Genomic DNA, 19144 nt, shown 5'->3' with positions numbered 1-19144 from the left:
CCTGCCGGGGCCGGGGTGTTGTAACTGAAACCTAGTTGCTGATGGCTGACTTCATTTCGTCGGATGCCTTCTTGCCGGCGTCCTCAGGGGACAACCGTTCGAAGAGGACCTCCGAGGTGTAGCGCTTGATGATCTCCTGGATGGCGCCGGCGCCCTTCGGCGGCGGCGCCGGAGCCTCGCCCAGCTCGTCCTTGATCTGGTCGATGAACTTGACCACCTTGACGTCGGCAGGCGTTAGCTTGGGCTCGATTGCTGCCCGGACGTCGGTGTTGGGGTAGACGCCGCGGTCGGCCAGGAGCGATTCGCCGGCCTTGACGTTGTTGGCCAGGAAGTTGATGAACTTGGCGGTCTCTTCAGGGTGCTTGGTCCGCGAGGACGCGGACCAGAACTGGGATGCCTTGTACCAGAGGCCGGCGTCGTCGGCCTTACCGGTGTTGGTGGGGAAGCGCAGGATCTTCAGGTCGCTGCCCGAAGCCTTTTCCAAAGCCGGGGCCTGGTTGGACCACCAGAAGGCCATGCCGTTTTTGCCGGTGGCGAGGCCGCTCTGGTCCAGGGCCGCAGCTTCGGCTTCGACTACCTCGGAGGCTGAAGGGACAGCCTTCTTTTTGCTCATGTCCTTCAGGAAAGCCCACCATTGTGCAATGTCCTGGGGTTCAAACCCCAGCTTGCCGTCGGAGGTGTAAAGGGACTTTCCGTCCTGGCGGAGCCAGACACCCAGCGACGCTTCGTCGGTGCCGTAGGCCGCAGCGCCGTAGGTGCCCTTGGGCGACTTCTCCGTGATCTCAGCCGCGATGCGCTCAAAGTCGGCCCAGGTCCAGGTGGCATCATCCGGCAGGGCAACGCCGGCGGCTTCGAAGACCTTGGGGTTGGCCAGGATGGTGGCGGCGTTGATGCCGGCGGCGATGCCGGTCAGGCCGTCTTCGCTCTTGCCTGCGTTGAGGGCTGCCTCATCAAGCTTGGCAGTGTCGATGTCGTACTTGGACAGGTCAAGCAGGGCGCCGCGGCTGGAGTACTCCGTGATGTACTTTTCGTCCATCTGGATGATGTCCGGGGCGTCGTTCGCTGCCACCTGGGTGGCCAGCTTGTCCCAGTATCCGCTCCAGTCGCCGTATTCGGGCTTGATCTTGATCTTGGGGTTTTCGGCTTCGAACTTGGCGATCGCGTCCTGAGTCAGCTGGGCGCGCTTGTCGCCGCCCCACCAGGAGAACCGAAGTTCCACGGTTCCGTCGGCACTTTGCGGTGCCGAGCCTCCGCCGCAGGCACTGAGCGCCATGACGGCGGCTGCGGCCGCGGCCACCAGGGCCGTCTTGCGGATTCGGCGGGGAGCGCCGTGGGATGGTGCGGCTGCTGCCTTTTTGGCGGCCGGCGCAGTGCGGGAAAAGAGCTGCACTGGTAACTCCGATCTTCGTTGATCTGGTGCTGGGGATTCATGCGGGATGTTGGGCGTGAGCCGCCGGGTTACTGCGAAAACGTTTACTGGACCTAATAGTACAAGTGGCTAACTTGTATTACAAGACGTTTTCACGGCAATTTTCCGGCCCGACCCGGCAGCCCGGTAACGCGACCGGAAAGTCCCGGGAGCGGCCTCATCCGGACAGCGGACAAGCGGACGGCCCGCCGGATCGACGGGCCGCCCGCTTGCGGGAGGGCTGGTGCTGCGGGGCAGCAGGCCTATTTGATGCCGGTGGTGGCAATGCCCTTGATGAGGAAGCGCTGGCCAAAGAGGAACACCAGGAACACGGGCAGGAGCGAGACGATGGACATGGCGAACAGTGATCCCCAGCTCGTGGCGGACTGCGAGTCAACGAAGGCCCGCAGCGCCACGGGAACGGTGAACATGTCCGGGTCCGTGAGGTAGATCAGGGCGCCGAAGAAGTCGTTCCAGGTCCAGATGAAGGTGAAGATGGTGGTGGTGGCCAGGGCCGGCACCATCAGCGGCAGGATCACGCGGAGGAAGATCCGCGGGTGGCCCGCACCGTCGATCCGGGCCGCCTCGTCCAGGTCCTTGGGGATGCCGCGGATGAACTGGACCATCAGGAACACGAAGAACGCATCAGTGGCAAGCAGCTTGGGAACCAGCAGCGGCCAGAAGGTGTTAACCCAGCCGATCTGCGAGAACAGGATGTACTGCGGGACGATCACCACGTGGAACGGCAGCATGATGGTCAGCAGCATGATGCCAAAGAACAGCTTCTTGCCGGTGAACTGCAGCCGGGCAAACGCGTAGGCGGCCATGGAGCAGGAGATCAGGTTGCCCAGGATGGAGCCGATCACCACAATGGCGGAGTTGAGCATGTAGTGGCCGAACGGGTGGGTCAGGGCGGACCAGCCGTCCGTGTAGTTGGACATTTCCAGGCTGCTCAGCCACAGGCCGGGGTCGCGGAAAATGAGTTCGTTGGGCCGCAGGGAGGACACCACCATCCACAGCAGCGGATAGATCATCAGGCCGCCGGCCAGGATGAGGATGGCATGCTTCGTCAGCGCCTTGGTGCGCTGGGCCCGGCTGAACGCCAGGGTTCCCCTGGACTCGCGGACTCGGGCCTTGCGGTTGTTCGTAGGCTTGCCGGCGCCTCCGGACTTCTTCTCCGGGGTGGGCAGCGTCTCCAGCTTAGTCGTCATAGAAAACCCAATACTTAGAAGCGATGAAGTTGATGGCGGTGAATACACCGATGATGACCAGCAGGAACCATGCCATGGCCGAGGCGTAGCCCATGTCGAACTGGCCGAATCCCTTTTGGTAGAGGTAGAGCGTGAAGAACATGGTGGAGTCGGAGGGTCCGCCGTTGCCGCCCGAGACGATGAACGCCTGGGTGAACGACTGGAAGGATCCGATGATCTGCAGCACCAGGTTGAAGAAGATGATGGGGCTCAGCATCGGCAGGGTGATCCGCCAGAACTGCTGGAGGGTGGACGCGCCGTCAACCTTGGCTGCCTCGTAGTACATCACCGGGATCTGCCGGAGGCCGGCCAGGAAGATGATCATGGGGGCGCCGAAGGTCCAGACGTGCAGCAGGATGATGGAGCCAAGCGCCGTGCTGGGATCCGAGATCCAGCCCGGCCCCTGGATGCCGAACATCGCCAGGACCTGGTTGACCAAGCCTGTGGTGCCAAAGATCTGCTTCCAGAGGATGGCAACAGCCACCGAACCGCCCAGCAGCGACGGCAAGTAGAAAATGGAGCGGTAGAACGGAAGGCCGCGCAGGCCCTTATCCAGCACCAGCGCGATGAGCAGGGCCACCGCCAGCTGCAGCGGAACGCCGATGAACACGTAGGTGAACGTGACACCCAGCGAGTTGTGCAGGCGCGCGTCGGTCAGCATCCGGGTGAAGTTCTCCAGGCCGGTCCATTCCGGCGGCTGGAGCAGGTTGTAGTCCGTGAAGGACAGGTAGAGGGACATCAGCATGGGGCCGATGGTGATGGCCACCAGGCCCACCAGCCACGGCAGCAGGAAGATGTACGCGGCCTTGTTGTCCCGGCCGTTGGCCTTCTTTTCCTCGGCGGTGATCTTGCCCTTCCGCCGGCTGATGGAGCTGAGCTCGCTCATGGCGCTCATTGCGGGGACTCCGTCCCTGTCATCAGGACCGCTGCTGCCGGCATTCCTGCCGGGCGCGGTGTCCTGGGTATGTGCTTCGCGGCCATGTGGTCTCCTTTGGTCATCGTGGCCTCCACGTAGGTGAAAATCGCCGAGGGCGATAAGTTCAGCACCCCCTGCCGCCGGGCCCGCCGCATCCGTGTACCGGAAAACGGGTGGCCCTGCGCTGCAGGAGTGGTGCCGTCGAAAAAGCGGCTCCGTACCAAAGTAAACGCTTTCTTGACTCCTGTATAGCCCTTTGTTAGTTTTTGAGAAAACGTTTTCTGTGTTGGGCGTCACTCAACACTAGATCACACAAGCAAAGGGGCAGGACAATGCGGTTTCGTCTTAATAGATCTGTAATGGGGGTTGCCGGGGCGACGGCGGCACTGGCAATGGTCCTGACAGGTTGCGGCAGCAGTCCGCAGGCCGGAAAGGTGGGAACCGTGGATGATCCGGTCACCATCCGGTTCGCCTGGTGGGGCAACGACTCCCGCGCCAAGACCACCCTGGACGTGATCAAGGACTTCGAGGCCGCCAACCCCACCATTAAGGTCCAGGGCGAAAACACCGAGTTCAGCTCCTACTGGGACAAGATGGCCACCCAGATCGCCGGTGGCACCACCCCTGATGTTTTTGCCATGAGCGGCTCCTACCCCAGCGAATACGCCAGCCGGGGGGTGCTGCTTGACCTCGGCACCGTCAGCGAGCAGCTGGATACGTCCAAGTTCGCCGAAGGTACCGTGGATCTGGGCAAGATCGACGGCAAGCAGTACACCATCACCGCGGGTGTGAACTCCATGTCCATGGTCATCGATCCGGTGGTCTTCGAGGCCGCCGGTGTGCCGTTGCCGGATGACGAGACCTGGACCTGGGACGACTACGTGGACATCGCGGCCGAAGTGGCCAGCAAGTCACCGGCCGGCACCTTCGGCACCACGCCGATGTCCAACGATTCGTTCCTTGCCGTGTGGGCGCGCCAGAACAACGAAACCCTTTACACCGACGACGGCAAAAAAATGGGCATCAGCGAGGACACCCTGGCCCGCTGGTTCGAGCTGAACAAGAAGCTGATGGACACCGGCGGGGCACCGTCAGCATCCCAGACCGTGGAGGACGGCTCGGCCCAGCCCGAACTGACCCTCATGGGCCAGGGGAAGCAGGCCATGAAGATTTCCTGGAGCAACCAGATGACGTCCTACTCCGGTGCGCCGCTGGTCATGATGAAGATGCCCGGCGAGAGCAAGCAGCCCGGCGCGTGGCTCCGTTCCTCCATGGAATACGCCATCTCCGGCAAGTCCGCCCAGTCCAAGGAAGCAGCGTTGTTCATCAACTACCTGGTCAACAACATGGACGCTGCCACCAAGATCAAGAGCGACCGCGGCATGCCGGCCAACACCGAGCTCAAAGCCGGAATTTTGCCGCTGCTGAAGGACGCCCAGCAGAAGGAGGCGGGCTATCTTGACCGCATCGCGGAGCTCAATGTGTCCGCTCCCCTGCCGTTCCCCGCAGGCTCGTCCGCCACGCTGGAAGTACTGAACCGGTACAACACGGACGTATTGTTCGGGAAGGTCTCCCCACAGGAGGCCGCCAAGGCCATGATTTCCGAGGTCAACCAGAACCTGGGCTGACCGGCCCCACGTAACGCCAGTGCACATCAACCACAGTCCGGAGGCTGTTTCGTGAACAACACAGTGCGGCCCAGCGCGATTGCCGCCTACGAGGACTGGCCTGCCTATGTCCGGGCCCATCCGCGGTACCGGGCCGGAACGCCGGCTTCGCAGGAGTTCGCCGACGCGCTGGGAGTTCCCGGCGCGTCGGCAGCGCCGCAGGTGCAAGTGCAGTGGGAGGAAGAGCACGACGGCGTCACCACCTCCCAGCTCAGCTGGCAGTTGGGTTTTGGCCCCCGCACCACTGGCTGGCTGGTCCGGCCGGCCGGCAGTTCCGGCCAGCTCCCCGGGGTACTGGCGCTGCACTGCCACGGCGGCAACAAGTTCGGTGGCGCGGACCGGCTGGTGGAGCTGCCGGACAGCCACCCGTCGGCGGCCGCAGCCCGGGCCGGCCTGTACGACGGACAGGCACTGGCCACGGAAACCGCCCGGCGGGGATTCGCCGTCCTGGCCCACGATTCGTTCGCCTGGGGCAGCCGCGGTTTCGACCTGTCCACCCCGCCGTGGCGGACCGGGGCGGGGCTGGAGGCAAGGCGGGCGCAATGGCGGCAGGACGGCGTCGTGCCCTCCGAAGCTGACCTGTACAACGCTGCCGCGGGCATCCACGAGGACACCGTCGCCAAAACGGCCGGCCTGCTGGGCACCAGCCTGGCCGGGATGGTGGCCCATGACGATCTCGCCGCACTGGACATCCTGGCCGGCCTGCCAGGCGTGGACGCCGGCCGGCTTGGCTGCATGGGTTTCTCGGGTGGCGGCGGCCGGTCCCTTGCACTGGCTGCGCTCACCCCGGCGATCCGCGCCTCGGCCATCACCTGCATGATGACTACCTTCGAATCGCTGCTGCCCGCCTACCTCGATGCCCACTCCTGGCTGCTGCAGACACCCGGGCTGTGGAAACTGGGCGATTGGCCCGAACTCACCGCACGCTCCCCTGCCGCGGCCTTCCTGGTCCAGTACGCGCTGGCCGACCAGTTGTTTCCCGAAGCCGGCATGCGCCAGGCCCACACCATCCTTGAAAACCTCCACCCGGCGGACAGGTACACCGGAGCGTTCTGGCCGGGCGGGCACGTTTTCACGGCCGCCATGCAGGACCAGGCCTTCGAATTCCTCGGCCGCACCCTGGGCGCCACCGCCCCTCTACCTGCAGACGACGCCTCCCACCGCATTCCCTCCAGCCCCCAAGGACCCCATTCATGACCCAGCAATCAACCGCTGAACACGGCACCCCGGCTGCAGCAGCCACTCCGCCGGCCATTCCGCGCATCGCGCTTGTAGGCGTCCACGGCTTCGGCGAGCGCCACCTGGCAAACCTCGCGCGGCTGGAAGCAGCCGGCGCCCTGGAACTGGTGGCCGTCGCCGACCCCAACCCGCCGGAACCAGGCAAACTTGCCGGTTCGGTGGCCGTGTTCCCCACCCTGGACGCCCTGCTCGCCGACGGACCGGGCGCCGACGTGGTCATCCTCGCCACCCCCATCCAGACCCATGCGCCCCTGGCCATCGCTGCCTTGGCGGCCGGGGTGGACGTCTACGTGGAGAAGCCGCCGGCAGCATCGCTGGCCCGGTTCCAGGACATGCTGGCCGCCGCAGAGGCGTCCGGCGGGCGCGTCCAGGTGGGCTTCCAGAGCCTCGGCTCCACCGCGCTGCCGGCCATCCGGGAACTCGTCGCGGCGGGCACCATCGGTGACGTGCTGGGGCTGAGCGCCACAGGCCAGTGGCTCCGCACCAAGGGATACTTCAAACGCTCCCGCTGGGCCGGGAAGCGGAACCTGGGCGGCGTCGACGTGGTGGACGGCGTGGCCACCAACGCCCTGGCGCATGCCGTGGCCACGGGCCTGCACCTGGCCGGGGCCCACACGCTGGCGGATGTCGTCTCGGTGGAGGCTGACCTTTACCGGGCCCATCACACCGAAAGCGACGACACCTCGGTCCTCCGGGTCCGCACCGCCACCGGCACCATCCTGCTGTGCGCCGTGACCCTGTGCGCTCCCACGCAACTGGACCCCTCCGTCACCATCCACGGAACCCGCGGCGAGATCACCCTGTTCTACACCCGGGACGAGGTGGTCATCAGCACCCCGGAAGGCGAAGAACGGCAGCAGCACACCCGGACGGACCTGCTGGAGAACCTGCTCGCGGCCCGGGCCACCGGTGTTCCGCTCCTCAGTTCCCTTGCAGACACCGGTGCGTTCACCGCTGTCCTGGAAGCCATCCGTACCGCCCCGGACCCGCAGGCCATCCCCGACGCGCACCTGACCTGGGAGGGCGAAGGCGACGACGCCCATCCCGTGGTCCACGGCATCGCCGGCCTCATTGACCGGGCAGCCAAGTCCCAGGCGACGTTTGCAGAACTCGGCGTCCCCTGGGCACGCTCCCTGCCGCCCGCACGAACCCTGAAGCTGTCCGGCCACACCGTGGCCGGGTACCAGGACGGCAGCCGCATCCGTGCGGTGTCCTCACCCCGGCCCTACCTGCACCCTGTCCGGACCGCTGCGGGCACCGTGGTCACGGACCACCAGCCGCTGGACCACGTGTGGCACCTCGGCGCCGGCGTGGCCCTCCAGGATGTGGACGGCATCAACTTCTGGGGCGGCCGCACCTACACGCGCGCAGCCGGCCAGTACGTCTGGCGTCCTGACCACGGCAGCATCACGGTGACCGCCGCGGCGCAGACCGACGCAGCGGACGGGAAGCCGGGAACGTTGCAGGAGACCCTGTCCTGGCAGGGCCCGGACGGCACCCCCGTCCTGGTGGAGGAACGCACCTGGTCCTGGTGCGGCGTCGGGCCCGGCGTGTGGCAGCTGGGGCTGGACTTCGCGCTCTCCCCCGCCGGCGGACATCCCGTGAGCCTGGGCAGCCCGGGCTCCAACGGCCGCCACGAAGGCGGCTACGGCGGCTTCTTCTGGCGGTTCCCCGCCTGCACCGACGCCTCCGTCCGGACCGCTGCCAGCGAGGGCGAGTCCGCTGTCCATGGCAGCGTGGCGCCCTGGCTGGCCTGGTCCGGTTCCTTCACCACGGACGACGGCGGCGCCGCGGCCGGTGCCACGCTGGTCTTCCTCGCCGAAACAGGCTCCACGGACCCGTGGTTCGTCCGCGTTGACGGCTACCCCGGGGTGGGCCAGTCGCTCGCCTGGGACACCCCGGTTATCGCCGCCCCCGGCAATCCCGTCCGGCGCCGCGTCACCGTCCTGGTGGCGGACGGCATCCTGGGCACCCCCGACATCGAAGCACTGATCAAGCAGCAAAGGGACCTCACATGAGTCAGACAACAGTTAACCCCGGCCAGCTGCAGCCACCCGCACCTGAGTCCGGCACGCGCGCTGCCCCTGCCTCCGCGGCGGACCGGGCCATCAAACGGCGCCGGGTCCTGGACATCCTGGACGCGGCCGGCCGGGATTCCCTGCTGCTCTCCACCCACACGGCCCTCACCTGGTACCTGGACGGCAGCCGCGTCCACATCAGCCTCGCCGGCGACCCCGTTGCCGCGATGCTGGTGGACCGCGACGGCGACCACCTGGTCACCTTCAACAACGAAGCGGGCCGGATCGCCGCCGAGGAGCTGCCGTCCGGCGTCGCCCTCCACACGGCGCCCTGGTACGGAAGCCTGCACGAGGCCGCGGCAGCCCTGGGGGCACCCGGCTCAGCTCCCCTGGCCGAAGCTGATGTCGCGGCGGAACTCCGGGCGGCCAGGCAGCAGCTGCTGCCGGCGGAAAGCGACCGCTACGCCAGGCTGGGCGCCGAACTGGCTGCCATCCTGACGGACGTCCTGTCCACCGCAAAACCCCGCACCACGGAGTTCGACATCGCCTCAGCCCTGGCCGGGCGGGTGGTGGCCGCCGGTGCGGAGCCCCTGGTCCTGCTCTGCAACGGCAGCGCCCGCAGCCAGTTCCGGCACCCGCTGGCCACCCACTCGCCGCTGGGCCGCCGCGCCATGGCCGTGGTGTGCGCCCGCCGGGACGGCCTGGTTGCCAACATCACCCGGTGGGTCAGGTTCGACGCCGGCAGTCCGGCCGAGCGCGACGCCGAGGCCCGCATCGCGGCCGTGGAAGCCGACATCTTCGACGCCACCGTCCCCGGCACCACCCTTGACCGGGTTTTTACCGAGATCAAGTCCGCCTATGTCCGGCACGGCTTCGGCGCCGAGCAGTGGGAACAGCATCACCAGGGCGGCCCCGCCGGCTACGCGGGCCGGGATCCGCGGGTCACGGCTGCTGTCACCGATACCGTGGTCCAGGACCAGCCCTTCACGTGGAACCCGTCAGGACCCGGCGTCAAGATCGAGGATACGGTCCAGCTGACCGGCTCGGGCGTCCAGGTCCTCACGGCTGATCCGCGCTGGCCCGCGGCCACCGTGAACGGGCTGGCACGGCCCCTCACGCTGCAGCTGTAGGGCCTGCCCGGCAGACAGAAAACCCCGGGACATCCGTCCCGGGGTTTTCTGTTGAATGAAGCAGCCTGCTGCAGGTCCCTGGAGTTACGGCAGGACCAGCTTGCCGTCCACGCGGCGCGGGATGCCCAGCGGGTTGGCGTCCTGCAGGGCGGGGTGCAGCACCGATTCGGGGGCATCCTGGTAGGCCACCGGACGCTGGAACCGGCGGACCGCGGTGGCCCCTACCGAGGTGAACAGTGAGGTGGTGGCCGGGTACGGGCCGCCGTGCTGCTGCGCCCAGTTGACTGCCACCCCGGTGGGCCAGCCGTCGAACAGCACGCGTCCTGCCAGGCCGGCCAGCTGTTCCACCACAGAAGCGACGTCTTCGCCGGGCTCGGCGTGGACCGTGGCGGTCAGGCTGCCGGGAACCTTGGCGAGGACCTCGGCCAGCTCTGCCTGGTTGGTGTACTCGATCAACATGGTGGTGGGCCCGAAGCACTCCTCGAGGAGTTCTTCGGGGCGGTCCAGCACGTGGGCTGCGGTGGTGGAGAAGATCACCGGGGCTGCACCGTTGGCGGCGGCGTCCTGGTCAACGCTGCCGCTGACCACCTCCACGCCGGGGACGGCAGCGAAGCTGTGCAGGCCGCCCGGGTAGGCCTCGGCGATCCTGCCGGTCAGCATCGGCAAGGCAGGCTTGTCCTTGCTGGCTTCGGCGAGGTCGGCGGCAAACGTGGTGCCGGCCGGAATGAACACCAGGCCCGGCTTGGTGCAGAACTGGCCGGCGCCCAGGGTGAAGGAACCCGCAAGGCCAGCCGCGAGGGCGGCGGAGCGGTTCTCCAACGCAGCGGCAGTGACCACCACGGGGTTCAGGCTGCCCAGCTCGCCGTAGAACGGGATGGGTTCGGGCCGGGAGGTGGCGAGGTCAAAGAGCGCCCGCCCGCCGGGAATGGATCCGGTGAAGCCCACGGCCTTGATGGCGGGATCCTGGACCAGCGCGGTACCCACTTCGCGGCCGCTGACCAGCGCAAACAGGCCTTCAGGGGCGCCGGCACCGAGCAGGGCTGCGGTCACGATCTCCGCGGTCCGCTCGGACAGCCGGACGTGGCCGGAGTGCGCCTTGACGATCACTGATGAACCCACCGCCAGTGCGGAGGCAGTGTCGCCGCCGGCTACGGAGAACGCGAACGGGAAGTTGGACGCGGCAAAAACAGCCACCGGGCCGATCGGCTTCAGCAGCCTGCGGAGGTCCGGCTTGGGCGGCGTGGCGGCCGGGTCAGCGTGGTCGATGACCGCTTCAAGGTAGGAGCCCTCGGTGATGACCTTGGCGAACAGGCGCAGCTGGCCGGAGGTGCGGGCCACCTCGCCGGTGAGCCGCGGAACACCCAGGCGGGTCTCGGAATCGGCGATCTCCACCAGTTCGGCGGAGTTGGCATCCAGTGCATCAGCCACGGCCGTGAGCCAGGCGGCCCGCTCCGCGTCTGATGCGGCGGCCGAAATCCTGGCCGCCGTAGTGGCTGCGGCGGTGAGGTCTGACAGGGAAAGCGTTGCAGTAGTCACGTTGGGTACCTGTTCCTTGTATCTGGTGTGGTGGCTGCGGGATCGATCAGGGCTGCCAGGGATCCCGGAAGCTGAATCCCAGGCCGGGCTGGTCCGTCAGGCTCACCCGGCTGTTGCTGAAGGTCACCGGCGCCGGTCCGGCCAGGATGCCCAGCTGTTCAAAGGATGCCTGTTCAACATCCTCCACCAGCGTGGGCTCTGCCAGGGTCAGCGCCAGTTGCCCCGAAAGCTCGGGCAGCAGGTGCGGCATCACCTTGATGCTGTTGGTCCGTGCCAGTTCCACAATCCGCCGGAACGGCGTGATGCCGCCTACCCGGATGATGTTGGGCTGGATGATGTCCACCGCTTCCGCTTCAATAAAATCGCGGAACCGGTAAATGGTGTGCAGGTTTTCGCCAAGGGCGATAGGGACCGGCGAATGCTTGCGGAGCCTGCGGTAGGCCCACAGGTCGTCGGCCCGGATGGGTTCCTCCAGCCATTCCAGGCCGAATTGAGCCAAAACGTCCAGTGCTTTGAAGGTGGTGGGCAGGTCCCACCGCTGGTTGGCGTCGATCATGAGTTTGCGGTCCGGCCCCAGCACGGAGCGCACTGCTGCCAGGCGTTCGGCGTCCTCGCGCACGTCCGGCTTACCCACTTTGACCTTCACGGCCCGGTGCCCGGCGGCGACCCAGCGGCGGGTCTGGTCCACAAGTTCGTCAAGGGTGTAGTGCAGGTTGACACCGGAGCCGTAGACTTCGGCGGATTCCTGCCGCTGGCCCAGCAGGCCGGGAACGGAGGTGTGGGCCTGCCGCGCCTGCAGGTCCCAGAGGGCAAGGTCCACCCCGGCCATGGCGATGGTGGTGAGCCCGCCGCCGCCCGCTTCGTGCAGCCGCTTCCACAAGGCGTCCCACACCGTTTCGGGGTGGGCCGGGAGCCCGGTGATGAACGGGGCAATGTCGTGGTCCAGCAACGCCTTGACGGCGTGCGGGCCGATGGTTGGCGTCCAGGAGAAACCGTGGCCGGTGCCGCCGTCGTCCGTGTGGAGTTCGGTGACAATCACGTGGTTTTCCGGCGCGTCCGCTCCCCAGCTCAGGCGCAGGGGCACCGTGATCAGCCGGGTGGACAGCCCGGTGATCCTCGGTGCGGTGCGGACCGCCCCGGCGGCGGGGGCGCTCATCAGCTGCCGGCCAGCTCGTAGCCCTTGGCGAGGATGGCCTTGAGCTCCAGGACCTGGTCCTCGGTGGGGTCGGTCAGCGGCGGCCGGACGGGGCCCACGGGGAGCCCAGCCAGGCGGAGCCCGGCCTTGATCAGCGAGACGCCGAAGCCGGGGGTCTGGTCGCGGAGCCGGACCAGGGGTGCGTAGAAGCCCTCCAGCAGGGCGTTGCGCCGGTCCTCGTCACCATTAATGTAGGCGTCATAGTACGCTTTGGCGATTTCAGGGGCCATCGCGAACGCGGCGGAGGAGTAGAGCGGAATGCCCAGGCCCCGGTAGGCGCCCTGGGTCAGTTCCGCAGTCAGCAGGCCGTTGAAGAACGCGAAGTCCTCCCGGCCGGTGGCGCGGACCGCAGATACGATCTCCTGGGCCAGGCCCACGTCGCCCAGGCCGTCCTTGAAGCCAATCACCTTGGGGTTGGCTGCAAGCCGCACCATGGACGCTGCCGTGAATTTCGCATTGCCGCGGTGGTAGACGATGACCGGCAGTGAGCTGGCGTCCGCCACGGCCTCGATGTAGGCCACCAGGCCGTCGGTGGGACCTGTCACCAGGTAAGGCGGCAGGACCAGGAGCGCATCGGCGCCGGCTTCCTCGGCAACCCGGGCCGAGGCCAGGGCGTGGCCCAGCGGGCCGCCGGCGCCTGCAACGACGGGCACTTTCCCGGCCACAACCTCGACGGCGGCGCGAACCACGGTGCCCACCTCTTCGAGGCTCAGGGCGTGGTATTCACCGGTGCCGCAGGCGGGAAAAACGGCGCCGGGGCCGAAAGGCAGCCGGGAGCTGATGTGCTCCTTGAGCAGGTCCGTGTCCACGGCACCCTCGGCCGTGAAGGGGGTGACGGGAAAGAACAGTACGCCGTCGAATTTCATGGTGTCTCCTTGGGGCCGTTGCCGGCGCTGACCAGCGCGGCGGGCTCTTCGTTGGGGATGTGGGATTTAAGTTCAGTGCGCCAGCTGCGCTTGGGCTGCCAGCCCAGGAGGTCCCGGGCCTTGGCGATGGAGAAGGCGGGGCTGGTGCCGGTGAGGCCGGCGCTGATGGCTTCGCTGCCGGGCAGGAACGCCGGCATCAGTTCCGCCAGCGGGGCAACGGCCAAGGCATCGGCAGCGCCCACAAAGAAGGTTTCGCCATTGGGGATGGTGTCCATTCTTGCCAGCAGCAGGTCCAGGAAGTCAGCCACGTCCCGGGCGTCCACGTAGTTGAACAGGGCCGGCGCGGAGAGCGCGGGGTCCGCCAGCCGCTCGGCCAGCGTGTGACCCTGCTGGGTTGGCGCGCCTTCCCACTCTTCGGGCGAGATCACGTAGCAGGGCCGGAAGGCCGCGTAGCGGATCCCCTGGCCCTGGGCCGCAGCGAACATCTGCACTGTCTGTTCGGCGATCAGCTTGGACAGGGCGTACGCGTTCCAGGGCTTCGGGACGGTCCGTTCATCCAGCGGGAACGCCTCCGGCAACCAGCCGGCCGGCGATCCGTAGCCCAGCACGGTGGGGCTGCTGGCCGTGACGATCCTGTGCACGCCGGCCTCCGTTGCCGCCGCCACAACGGCAAACGCGAGCCGGGTGTTGGTTGCGAAAATGACGTCCTCCGGCGCGCTGAACGGGACAGCGATCGCCGCAAGGTGGATGACGGCGTCGGGCCGGGTTTCCCGGATCAGCCGGGCGGCTTCGCCCGGAGCCAGGAGGTCGGCGGTTTCCTGGTCGACGCCGGCCGGCAACTGGTCCGCCGGGACGGCGTCCCGGTCCACCGAGATGACGTGGTGCCCGGCTGCTGCGAGCCCGGCCACCACACTGCGGCCCAGCCGGCCGGCGCCGCCGGTAACAAAGATCCTGCTCATGGTTGTTCCTTCAGGTTCTCAGGGCACGAAACTAGGCGCCGCGGCGAAGGTCGACACCGAGGTCGAGGTCTTCGATGCGGACGGGCAGGGAGGATTCCAGGGAGCGGTTGCCGGCGATGCCAACAGATACCGAACGCAGGCCATCCAGGTAGCCGGACGGCCGGCCCAGCGGATCTTCGCCGGGTCCGTTGAACAGGTCGGACAGCAGCAGGGCGTCACCGCCGCCGTGTCCGCCTTCGCCGTTGACGATCGGCACCTCATAGGCAGCTTCCCAGTGGCGCTGGACCACCAGGCGCTCGCCGTTGCGGCGGATGGCGTCGTCTTCCTCGATGGGGGTTGCGCTCGGGTCCACCACCGTCTTTTTGTCCGTGCTGGACGTAACGGCGGCCCGCTCCACCACCTCAAGTTCGGCGCGGCCTTCGGTGCCATTGACGGAAACGCGGTAGCCCTCCCACGGGCTGTGGGCGTTCAGGGAGTAACTCAGGCGCGGACCGCCCTGGTATTCGACGACGAGTGCCAGGTTGTCCTCAATGGTGATGCCACCGGTGAAGACGTCCTGGTCGCGGCGGTAGCCGTCGTAGTGCTCGTTGTCCAGGAAGAGGGCCTTGAGCCGCTCGTCATCCCGCAGGTCAAGGGTGAACGGATCCTTCGCCGTGGTGGCGGGAGCATCGGCGTCGGGTGTGCCACGTTCCGGACGCGGGCCAAGGCCGCGTTCCGCGGCGTTTTTGTCGCCATAGAACTTCAGCCCACCGGAGGCGAAGACGCGCTCGGGGACGTCATTGATCCACCAGTTGACCAGGTCGAAGTGGTGCGAGGCCTTGTGGATGAGCAGGCCGCCGGAGTTCTTCTTCTCGCGGTGCCAGCGGCGGAAGTAGTCGGCGCCGTGGACGGTGTCCAGGACCCAGCTGAAGTCGACGGAGGTGACCTTGCCGATCACGCCGCTCTGGATGATCTCCTTCAGGGCGCTGTTGCGCGGTGAGTAGCGGTAGTTGAACGTGACCACCACGTTCCGGCCGGTCTCCTGCACCGCGGCGGTGATCCGGCGGCAACCTTCGGCGTCGATGGTGAGCGGCTTCTCCACCACCACGTCGGCGCCGGCGCGCAGGGCTTCGACGATGTAGTCGGCGTGGGTGTAATCGGGCGTGGTGACCACAACGCGGTCGATGTTGTTGGCCTGGATGAACGCGGTGAGGTCGGCGGGATCAAACGATGCCACCGGTCCCGGCGCGCCCAGTTCCTGGATCAGCTTCTGGTAGAACTCCACCCGGCCGGGGTTGACGTCGGAAAACGCCACCAGCTCGGCGGTCCCGGCGTGCTCGCCGTAGACGGCGCGGATGTACATTTCGGACCGGCCGCCGGTGCCGATCAGGGCGAGGCGGGCTTTTCCGGTCCCTGCGGCAGCGGTGCCGGCCGTGGGAGCGGACTGGGGTGCCGTTGCTGGTGAACTCGACTCGGCTGTGCTGACCATGGGGTCCCTTTCGACGTGTACCCGGCCGCGTGGGCGGCTCCAGGAGGTTCGGCGTGGGCATTTTGTTCCGCCCGGCGAGAAAGCGTTTTCTCAGATCGCTATATGATTTGTATCAACCTCCGGCACCATCCGTCAACCATATGGACACTGGCAGAAACCGTTTTCTTCGGCACTGTCGTGCCATCCGGGCGGAAAACTGTCCGGATAGTGTGGGAAAACGCGGGAAAACAGTAGAAATCGTTTTCCCGCACCGTTATATGCTGTGACTCATTACCCGGCACCCCGGCGTGGGATGCCGCCACCGGAGGCAGGAGGCCAACGCCCCCTGCCCCGGCATAAAACGAAGGGACCACCATGGTCAGGAGATCGGCAACCGGCAGGATCGGCATCGCAGATGTCGCCGTCAAGGCAGGCGTCTCGCACGCCACGGTTTCCCGCGTGATGAACGGTAACTTCACGGTGGACCCGGATATCGCCGCCCGCGTCCGGGCAGCCGCTGCGGAGCTGAAGTACCAGCCCAACCCTGTGGGCCGCAGCCTGGCGCTGGGCAAAACAGACACCATTGGCATTGTGGTCCCGGACCTGGCCAACCCCACCTTCCAGGCCATCCTGCGTGGCCTGAGCCGCGCCGCCGCGCAGGACGGCTACCGCGTCCTCATCGCCGATTCCTTCGAGGTTTCCAGCGAGGAAGCGATCCTGGCCGGCGAAGCCCGGCGCCGGTGCGACGGGCTGGTCCTCTGCGCCCCGCGCATGTCGGATGCCGAACTGGAAGAGATCGCACCGTCATTGCGGCCCCTGGTGCTGATCAACCGGACCACCGATGCCGACGACATCCCCAGCCTGGTGGTGGATTACGGGCAGGGGGTCCAGGACATCGCCGAACATCTGGTGGAACTTGGCCACACCCGCCTTGCGTTCCTGTCCGGTCCGCCCCGCAGTGCCTCCAACGGGCTCCGGCTCCAGGGCCTGGAGGCCTTCAAGGCCGCCCACCCCCAGGTGGAGGTCAGGATGCTGGAAGGCGGCTCGGACTTCGACACCGGCCACGGGGCAGTGGACGCCGTCCTGGAAAGCGGCGCCACGGGAATCCTGGCCTTCAACGACCTCGTGGCCATGGGCCTGATGAGCGGGCTACATGAGCGCGGCCTGCAGGTCCCGGGGGACATTTCGGTGACAGGCTTCGACGACATCCCTTTCGCGAAGTACACCACCCCCGCCCTGACGACGGCGGCCGTGCCCATCACCGAACTCGGCGAGCAGGCCTGGCACCAGCTCCGGGCCCTCATCCGGAAGGAAGACAACGACGCCCCGGGCAGCCGCTACCAGCCACGGCTGGAAGTGCGGGCTTCCACCGGACCGGCCAAGGCTCCACGGCAGGCAGTCCACGGCTGAGCTTTTCCGGTCCGGTCGGACCACCCTCCGCAGCCGCCTGGCTCCGTGCCGCCTGGCCCCCTAGGGTCATGCGGACGGACCCAGCCCCGCCTCCTGGTAGTACCCCTCGATGTGGGCCGCCACGAGCTTTGCCGCCCGCCCGCCGTCGTGCGCGGTAATGGCGTCGAGGATCTGGTGGTGCTCTGCCATGAGCCGGGACGCGGTGGCCGCCCAATCAGGAAGGTTGGCGGTCAGCCGCCCCGCGTAACCCTGGATCGATTCGCGCAGCGAGCCCATCATGGCGCTCACCACGGCGTTGCCGGCAGCATCCGCCAATGCCAGGTGGAACTGCACATCCAGGGCCAGGAATTCGTCCACTGACAGGCCCGGCTCGTCCATCCCGGCCAGCAGCGCCGCAGCGTTCCGGAGCCCCGGGGCGTCCGGGCTGGCCTGGGACACCGCCCAGGATTCGAGCAGCACCCGGGTTTCCACGATGTCCTTGACCGGCAGGTGCTGGGTGGCCACGTGGAGCCGGAGGGCCGAGCCCAGGGCCGCCGTCGGATCCGCAATCACCACGGTGCCGGCTTCGGGGCCCGAGCCCACCCCGGCACGGACCACCCCCATGGCTTCAAGGATCCGGATGGCTTCCCGGACCGAGGTCCGCGACACGGCCAGCTGCTCAGCAAGGCTCCGTTCGGCCGGCAGCCGGCCGCCCACCATCAGCCGGCCAGCGGAAAGTTCGTTCTCGATCCAGGTCAGGACCAGCTGGTGGGTACGCATGATGCAATGGTAGTTGATGTGGTTGGACCACATGCCCTACAGTGTGGTTAGACCACAGAGGTTCCGCCGCGGACCTGCCGGCCCAATGGAGGACGCCATGACCCACACCATCCAGCCCAACAATCCGGAAACCACACCGGCCACGGCCGCCACGGACGTTCCGGCCGCGCCTGTTTCCGCTCCCGCCGCCGCTGCGAAGTCAGTGCCCGCGGCCCTGAAGCGCCGGATCCCCAAGTACTCGGACCTGGCCCCGCTGATGCAGTTCAAAAAGCCGGAGTTCAGCAAGGAGGCGCGGCTCAAGCGCGCCAGCACCATCTGGGAACTGCGCGACATGGCCAAGCGCCGCACCCCGCAGGCACCGTTCGACTACACGGACGGTGCCGCCGAGGAGGAAATCACCCTCCGCCGCGCCCGCCAGGCGTTCCTGGACATCGAGTTCCGTCCGGGCATCCTCCGGAACGTCTCCAGCATCGACCTGAGCACCGAGATCCTGGGCAAGACCTCCCGCCTGCCCGTGGGCATCGCCCCCACCGGCTTCACCCGGATGATGCAGTCCGAGGGCGAGTACGCCGGCTCGCAGGCCGCCGAAGCCGCCGGGATCCCCTACACCCTCTCCACCATGGGCACCGCATCCATCGAGGACGTCGCAGCGGCAGCCCCGAACGGCCGCAACTGGTTCCAGCTCTACCTGTGGACGGACCGCGACCGGTCCCTCGAACTGATCGAACGCGCCGCCAAGGCCGGCAACGACACCCTGATGGTCACCGTGGACACCGCCGTCGCCGGCGCCCGGCTGCGCGATGTCCGCAACGGCATGACCATTCCGCCGGCACTGACCGTCAAGACCGTCCTCGACGCCTCCTACCGGCCGGCCTGGTGGTTCAACTTCCTCACCCACGAGCCACTGACCTTCGCATCGCTGTCCCGCTACACCGGCACCGTCGCCGACCTCATCAACTCCATGTTCGATCCCACCCTCACATTCGAAGACCTCGACTGGCTGCGCGAGACCTGGAAGGGCAAGCTGGTGGTCAAGGGCATCCAGACCGCCGAGGACGCCCGCCGCGTGGTGGACCACGGCGCCGACGGTGTGGTGCTGTCCAACCACGGCGGCCGTCAGCTGGACCGGGCACCCATCCCGTTCCACCTGCTCCCCGAGGTCAAGGAAGCCTTCACCAAGGACAACTCCGACGCCGCGATCATCCTGGACACCGGCATCATGAGCGGCGCGGACATCGTCGCGGCACTGGCCCTCGGCGCGGACTTCACGCTGATTGGCCGCGCATACCTCTACGGCCTGATGGCCGGCGGCCGGCTGGGCGTGGACCGCGCCCTGCAGATCCT

15 protein-coding genes are annotated in these 19144 nt (G+C 67.3%); 6 read left to right on the top strand and 9 right to left on the bottom strand.

Annotated features, from left to right (window positions below):
- Positions 1-31 precede the first annotated feature (31 nt).
- The 3 genes from ACU18_RS04560 to ACU18_RS04550 form a co-directional block, all read right to left on the bottom strand.
- Positions 32-1390, bottom strand: a complete 1359-nt coding sequence (locus tag ACU18_RS04560; RefSeq protein ID WP_050684360.1) for an ABC transporter substrate-binding protein — start codon at positions 1388-1390, stop codon at positions 32-34.
- 281 nt (positions 1391-1671) lie between these two features.
- Complete coding sequence (locus ACU18_RS04555; protein WP_050684359.1) at positions 1672-2619, bottom strand: carbohydrate ABC transporter permease; 948 nt, start codon at positions 2617-2619, stop codon at positions 1672-1674.
- A complete protein-coding gene (locus tag ACU18_RS04550; RefSeq protein WP_050684358.1) occupies positions 2609-3553 on the bottom strand; it encodes a carbohydrate ABC transporter permease in 945 nt (314 codons plus the stop codon). The genes ACU18_RS04555 and ACU18_RS04550 overlap by 11 nt, the downstream gene beginning before the upstream one ends.
- A 380-nt stretch (positions 3554-3933) precedes the next feature.
- On the opposite strand from ACU18_RS04550, the gene ACU18_RS04545 reads away from it, so the two are divergent.
- The 4 genes from ACU18_RS04545 to ACU18_RS04530 are packed head-to-tail and all read left to right on the top strand — an operon-like array spanning position 3934 to position 9628.
- Entirely contained in the window at positions 3934-5202 is a 1269-nt protein-coding gene (locus ACU18_RS04545; RefSeq protein ID WP_050684357.1) for an ABC transporter substrate-binding protein, read from the top strand.
- A gap of 51 nt (positions 5203-5253) precedes the next feature.
- Positions 5254-6438, top strand: a complete 1185-nt coding sequence (locus tag ACU18_RS04540) for an acetylxylan esterase (RefSeq protein WP_050684356.1) — start codon at positions 5254-5256, stop codon at positions 6436-6438.
- Positions 6435-8498, top strand: a complete 2064-nt coding sequence (locus tag ACU18_RS04535; protein ID WP_050684355.1) for a DUF6807 family protein — start codon at positions 6435-6437, stop codon at positions 8496-8498. The genes ACU18_RS04540 and ACU18_RS04535 overlap by 4 nt, the downstream gene beginning before the upstream one ends.
- The gene (locus ACU18_RS04530) at positions 8495-9628 is read left to right on the top strand and encodes a M24 family metallopeptidase (RefSeq protein WP_050684354.1); all 1134 of its coding nucleotides are present in this window, start codon (positions 8495-8497) and stop codon (positions 9626-9628) included. Before ACU18_RS04535 ends, ACU18_RS04530 begins: the two co-directional genes overlap by 4 nt.
- 84 nt (positions 9629-9712) lie before the next feature.
- Here ACU18_RS04530 and ACU18_RS04525 read toward each other — a convergent pair whose 3' ends face one another.
- Genes ACU18_RS04525 through ACU18_RS04505 form a run of 5 tightly spaced genes read right to left on the bottom strand, consistent with a single transcriptional unit; the run spans position 9713 to position 15652 of the window.
- Positions 9713-11164, bottom strand: coding sequence for an aldehyde dehydrogenase (NADP(+)) (locus ACU18_RS04525; protein ID WP_050684353.1), 1452 nt, complete (start codon positions 11162-11164; stop codon positions 9713-9715).
- Between the two features lie 46 nt (positions 11165-11210).
- Complete coding sequence (locus ACU18_RS04520) at positions 11211-12320, bottom strand: mandelate racemase/muconate lactonizing enzyme family protein (protein WP_050684352.1); 1110 nt, start codon at positions 12318-12320, stop codon at positions 11211-11213.
- Positions 12320-13225, bottom strand: coding sequence for a 5-dehydro-4-deoxyglucarate dehydratase (locus tag ACU18_RS04515; protein ID WP_050684351.1), 906 nt, complete (start codon positions 13223-13225; stop codon positions 12320-12322). The genes ACU18_RS04520 and ACU18_RS04515 overlap by 1 nt, the downstream gene beginning before the upstream one ends.
- Entirely contained in the window at positions 13222-14184 is a 963-nt protein-coding gene (locus ACU18_RS04510) for an NAD-dependent epimerase/dehydratase family protein (protein WP_050684350.1), read from the bottom strand. The genes ACU18_RS04515 and ACU18_RS04510 overlap by 4 nt, the downstream gene beginning before the upstream one ends.
- A gap of 31 nt (positions 14185-14215) precedes the next feature.
- On the bottom strand, positions 14216-15652 hold the full coding sequence (locus ACU18_RS04505) for a Gfo/Idh/MocA family protein (RefSeq protein WP_050684349.1): 1437 nt from the start codon (positions 15650-15652) through the stop codon (positions 14216-14218).
- A gap of 354 nt (positions 15653-16006) precedes the next feature.
- On the opposite strand from ACU18_RS04505, the gene ACU18_RS04500 reads away from it, so the two are divergent.
- Positions 16007-17041, top strand: a complete 1035-nt coding sequence (locus ACU18_RS04500; RefSeq protein WP_050684348.1) for a LacI family DNA-binding transcriptional regulator — start codon at positions 16007-16009, stop codon at positions 17039-17041.
- A 66-nt stretch (positions 17042-17107) separates the two neighbouring features.
- Here ACU18_RS04500 and ACU18_RS04495 read toward each other — a convergent pair whose 3' ends face one another.
- Complete coding sequence (locus ACU18_RS04495; RefSeq protein ID WP_050684361.1) at positions 17108-17800, bottom strand: FadR/GntR family transcriptional regulator; 693 nt, start codon at positions 17798-17800, stop codon at positions 17108-17110.
- 97 nt (positions 17801-17897) lie between these two features.
- Between ACU18_RS04495 and ACU18_RS04490 the strand changes: the two genes are divergently transcribed.
- On the top strand, positions 17898-19144 hold a 1247-nt coding region (locus ACU18_RS04490), incomplete at its 3' end, for an alpha-hydroxy acid oxidase (RefSeq protein WP_050684347.1).

This window comes from Arthrobacter sp. ZBG10 (assembly GCF_001238605.1).
GTDB lineage: Bacteria > Actinomycetota > Actinomycetes > Actinomycetales > Micrococcaceae > Arthrobacter.
Note: the sequence above shows the minus strand (reverse complement) of the source record. Positions and strands in the feature narration are given on the sequence as shown.

Bases quoted from the DNA above. Each gene is read 5' to 3' on its own strand.
- ACU18_RS04555 (WP_050684359.1), bottom strand. From the start codon at position 2,619: ATGACGACTAAGCTGGAGACGCTGCCCACCCCGGAGAAGAAGTCCGGA.
- ACU18_RS04550 (WP_050684358.1), bottom strand. From the start codon at position 3,553: ATGAGCGCCATGAGCGAGCTCAGCTCCATCAGCCGGCGGAAGGGCAAG.
- ACU18_RS04545 (WP_050684357.1), top strand. From the start codon at position 3,934: ATGGGGGTTGCCGGGGCGACGGCGGCACTGGCAATGGTCCTGACAGGT.
- ACU18_RS04535 (WP_050684355.1), top strand. From the start codon at position 6,435: ATGACCCAGCAATCAACCGCTGAACACGGCACCCCGGCTGCAGCAGCC.
- ACU18_RS04530 (WP_050684354.1), top strand. From the start codon at position 8,495: ATGAGTCAGACAACAGTTAACCCCGGCCAGCTGCAGCCACCCGCACCT.
- ACU18_RS04520 (WP_050684352.1), bottom strand. From the start codon at position 12,320: ATGAGCGCCCCCGCCGCCGGGGCGGTCCGCACCGCACCGAGGATCACC.
- ACU18_RS04515 (WP_050684351.1), bottom strand. From the start codon at position 13,225: ATGAAATTCGACGGCGTACTGTTCTTTCCCGTCACCCCCTTCACGGCC.
- ACU18_RS04510 (WP_050684350.1), bottom strand. From the start codon at position 14,184: ATGAGCAGGATCTTTGTTACCGGCGGCGCCGGCCGGCTGGGCCGCAGT.
- ACU18_RS04505 (WP_050684349.1), bottom strand. From the start codon at position 15,652: ATGGTCAGCACAGCCGAGTCGAGTTCACCAGCAACGGCACCCCAGTCC.
- ACU18_RS04500 (WP_050684348.1), top strand. From the start codon at position 16,007: ATGGTCAGGAGATCGGCAACCGGCAGGATCGGCATCGCAGATGTCGCC.
- ACU18_RS04495 (WP_050684361.1), bottom strand. From the start codon at position 17,800: ATGCGTACCCACCAGCTGGTCCTGACCTGGATCGAGAACGAACTTTCC.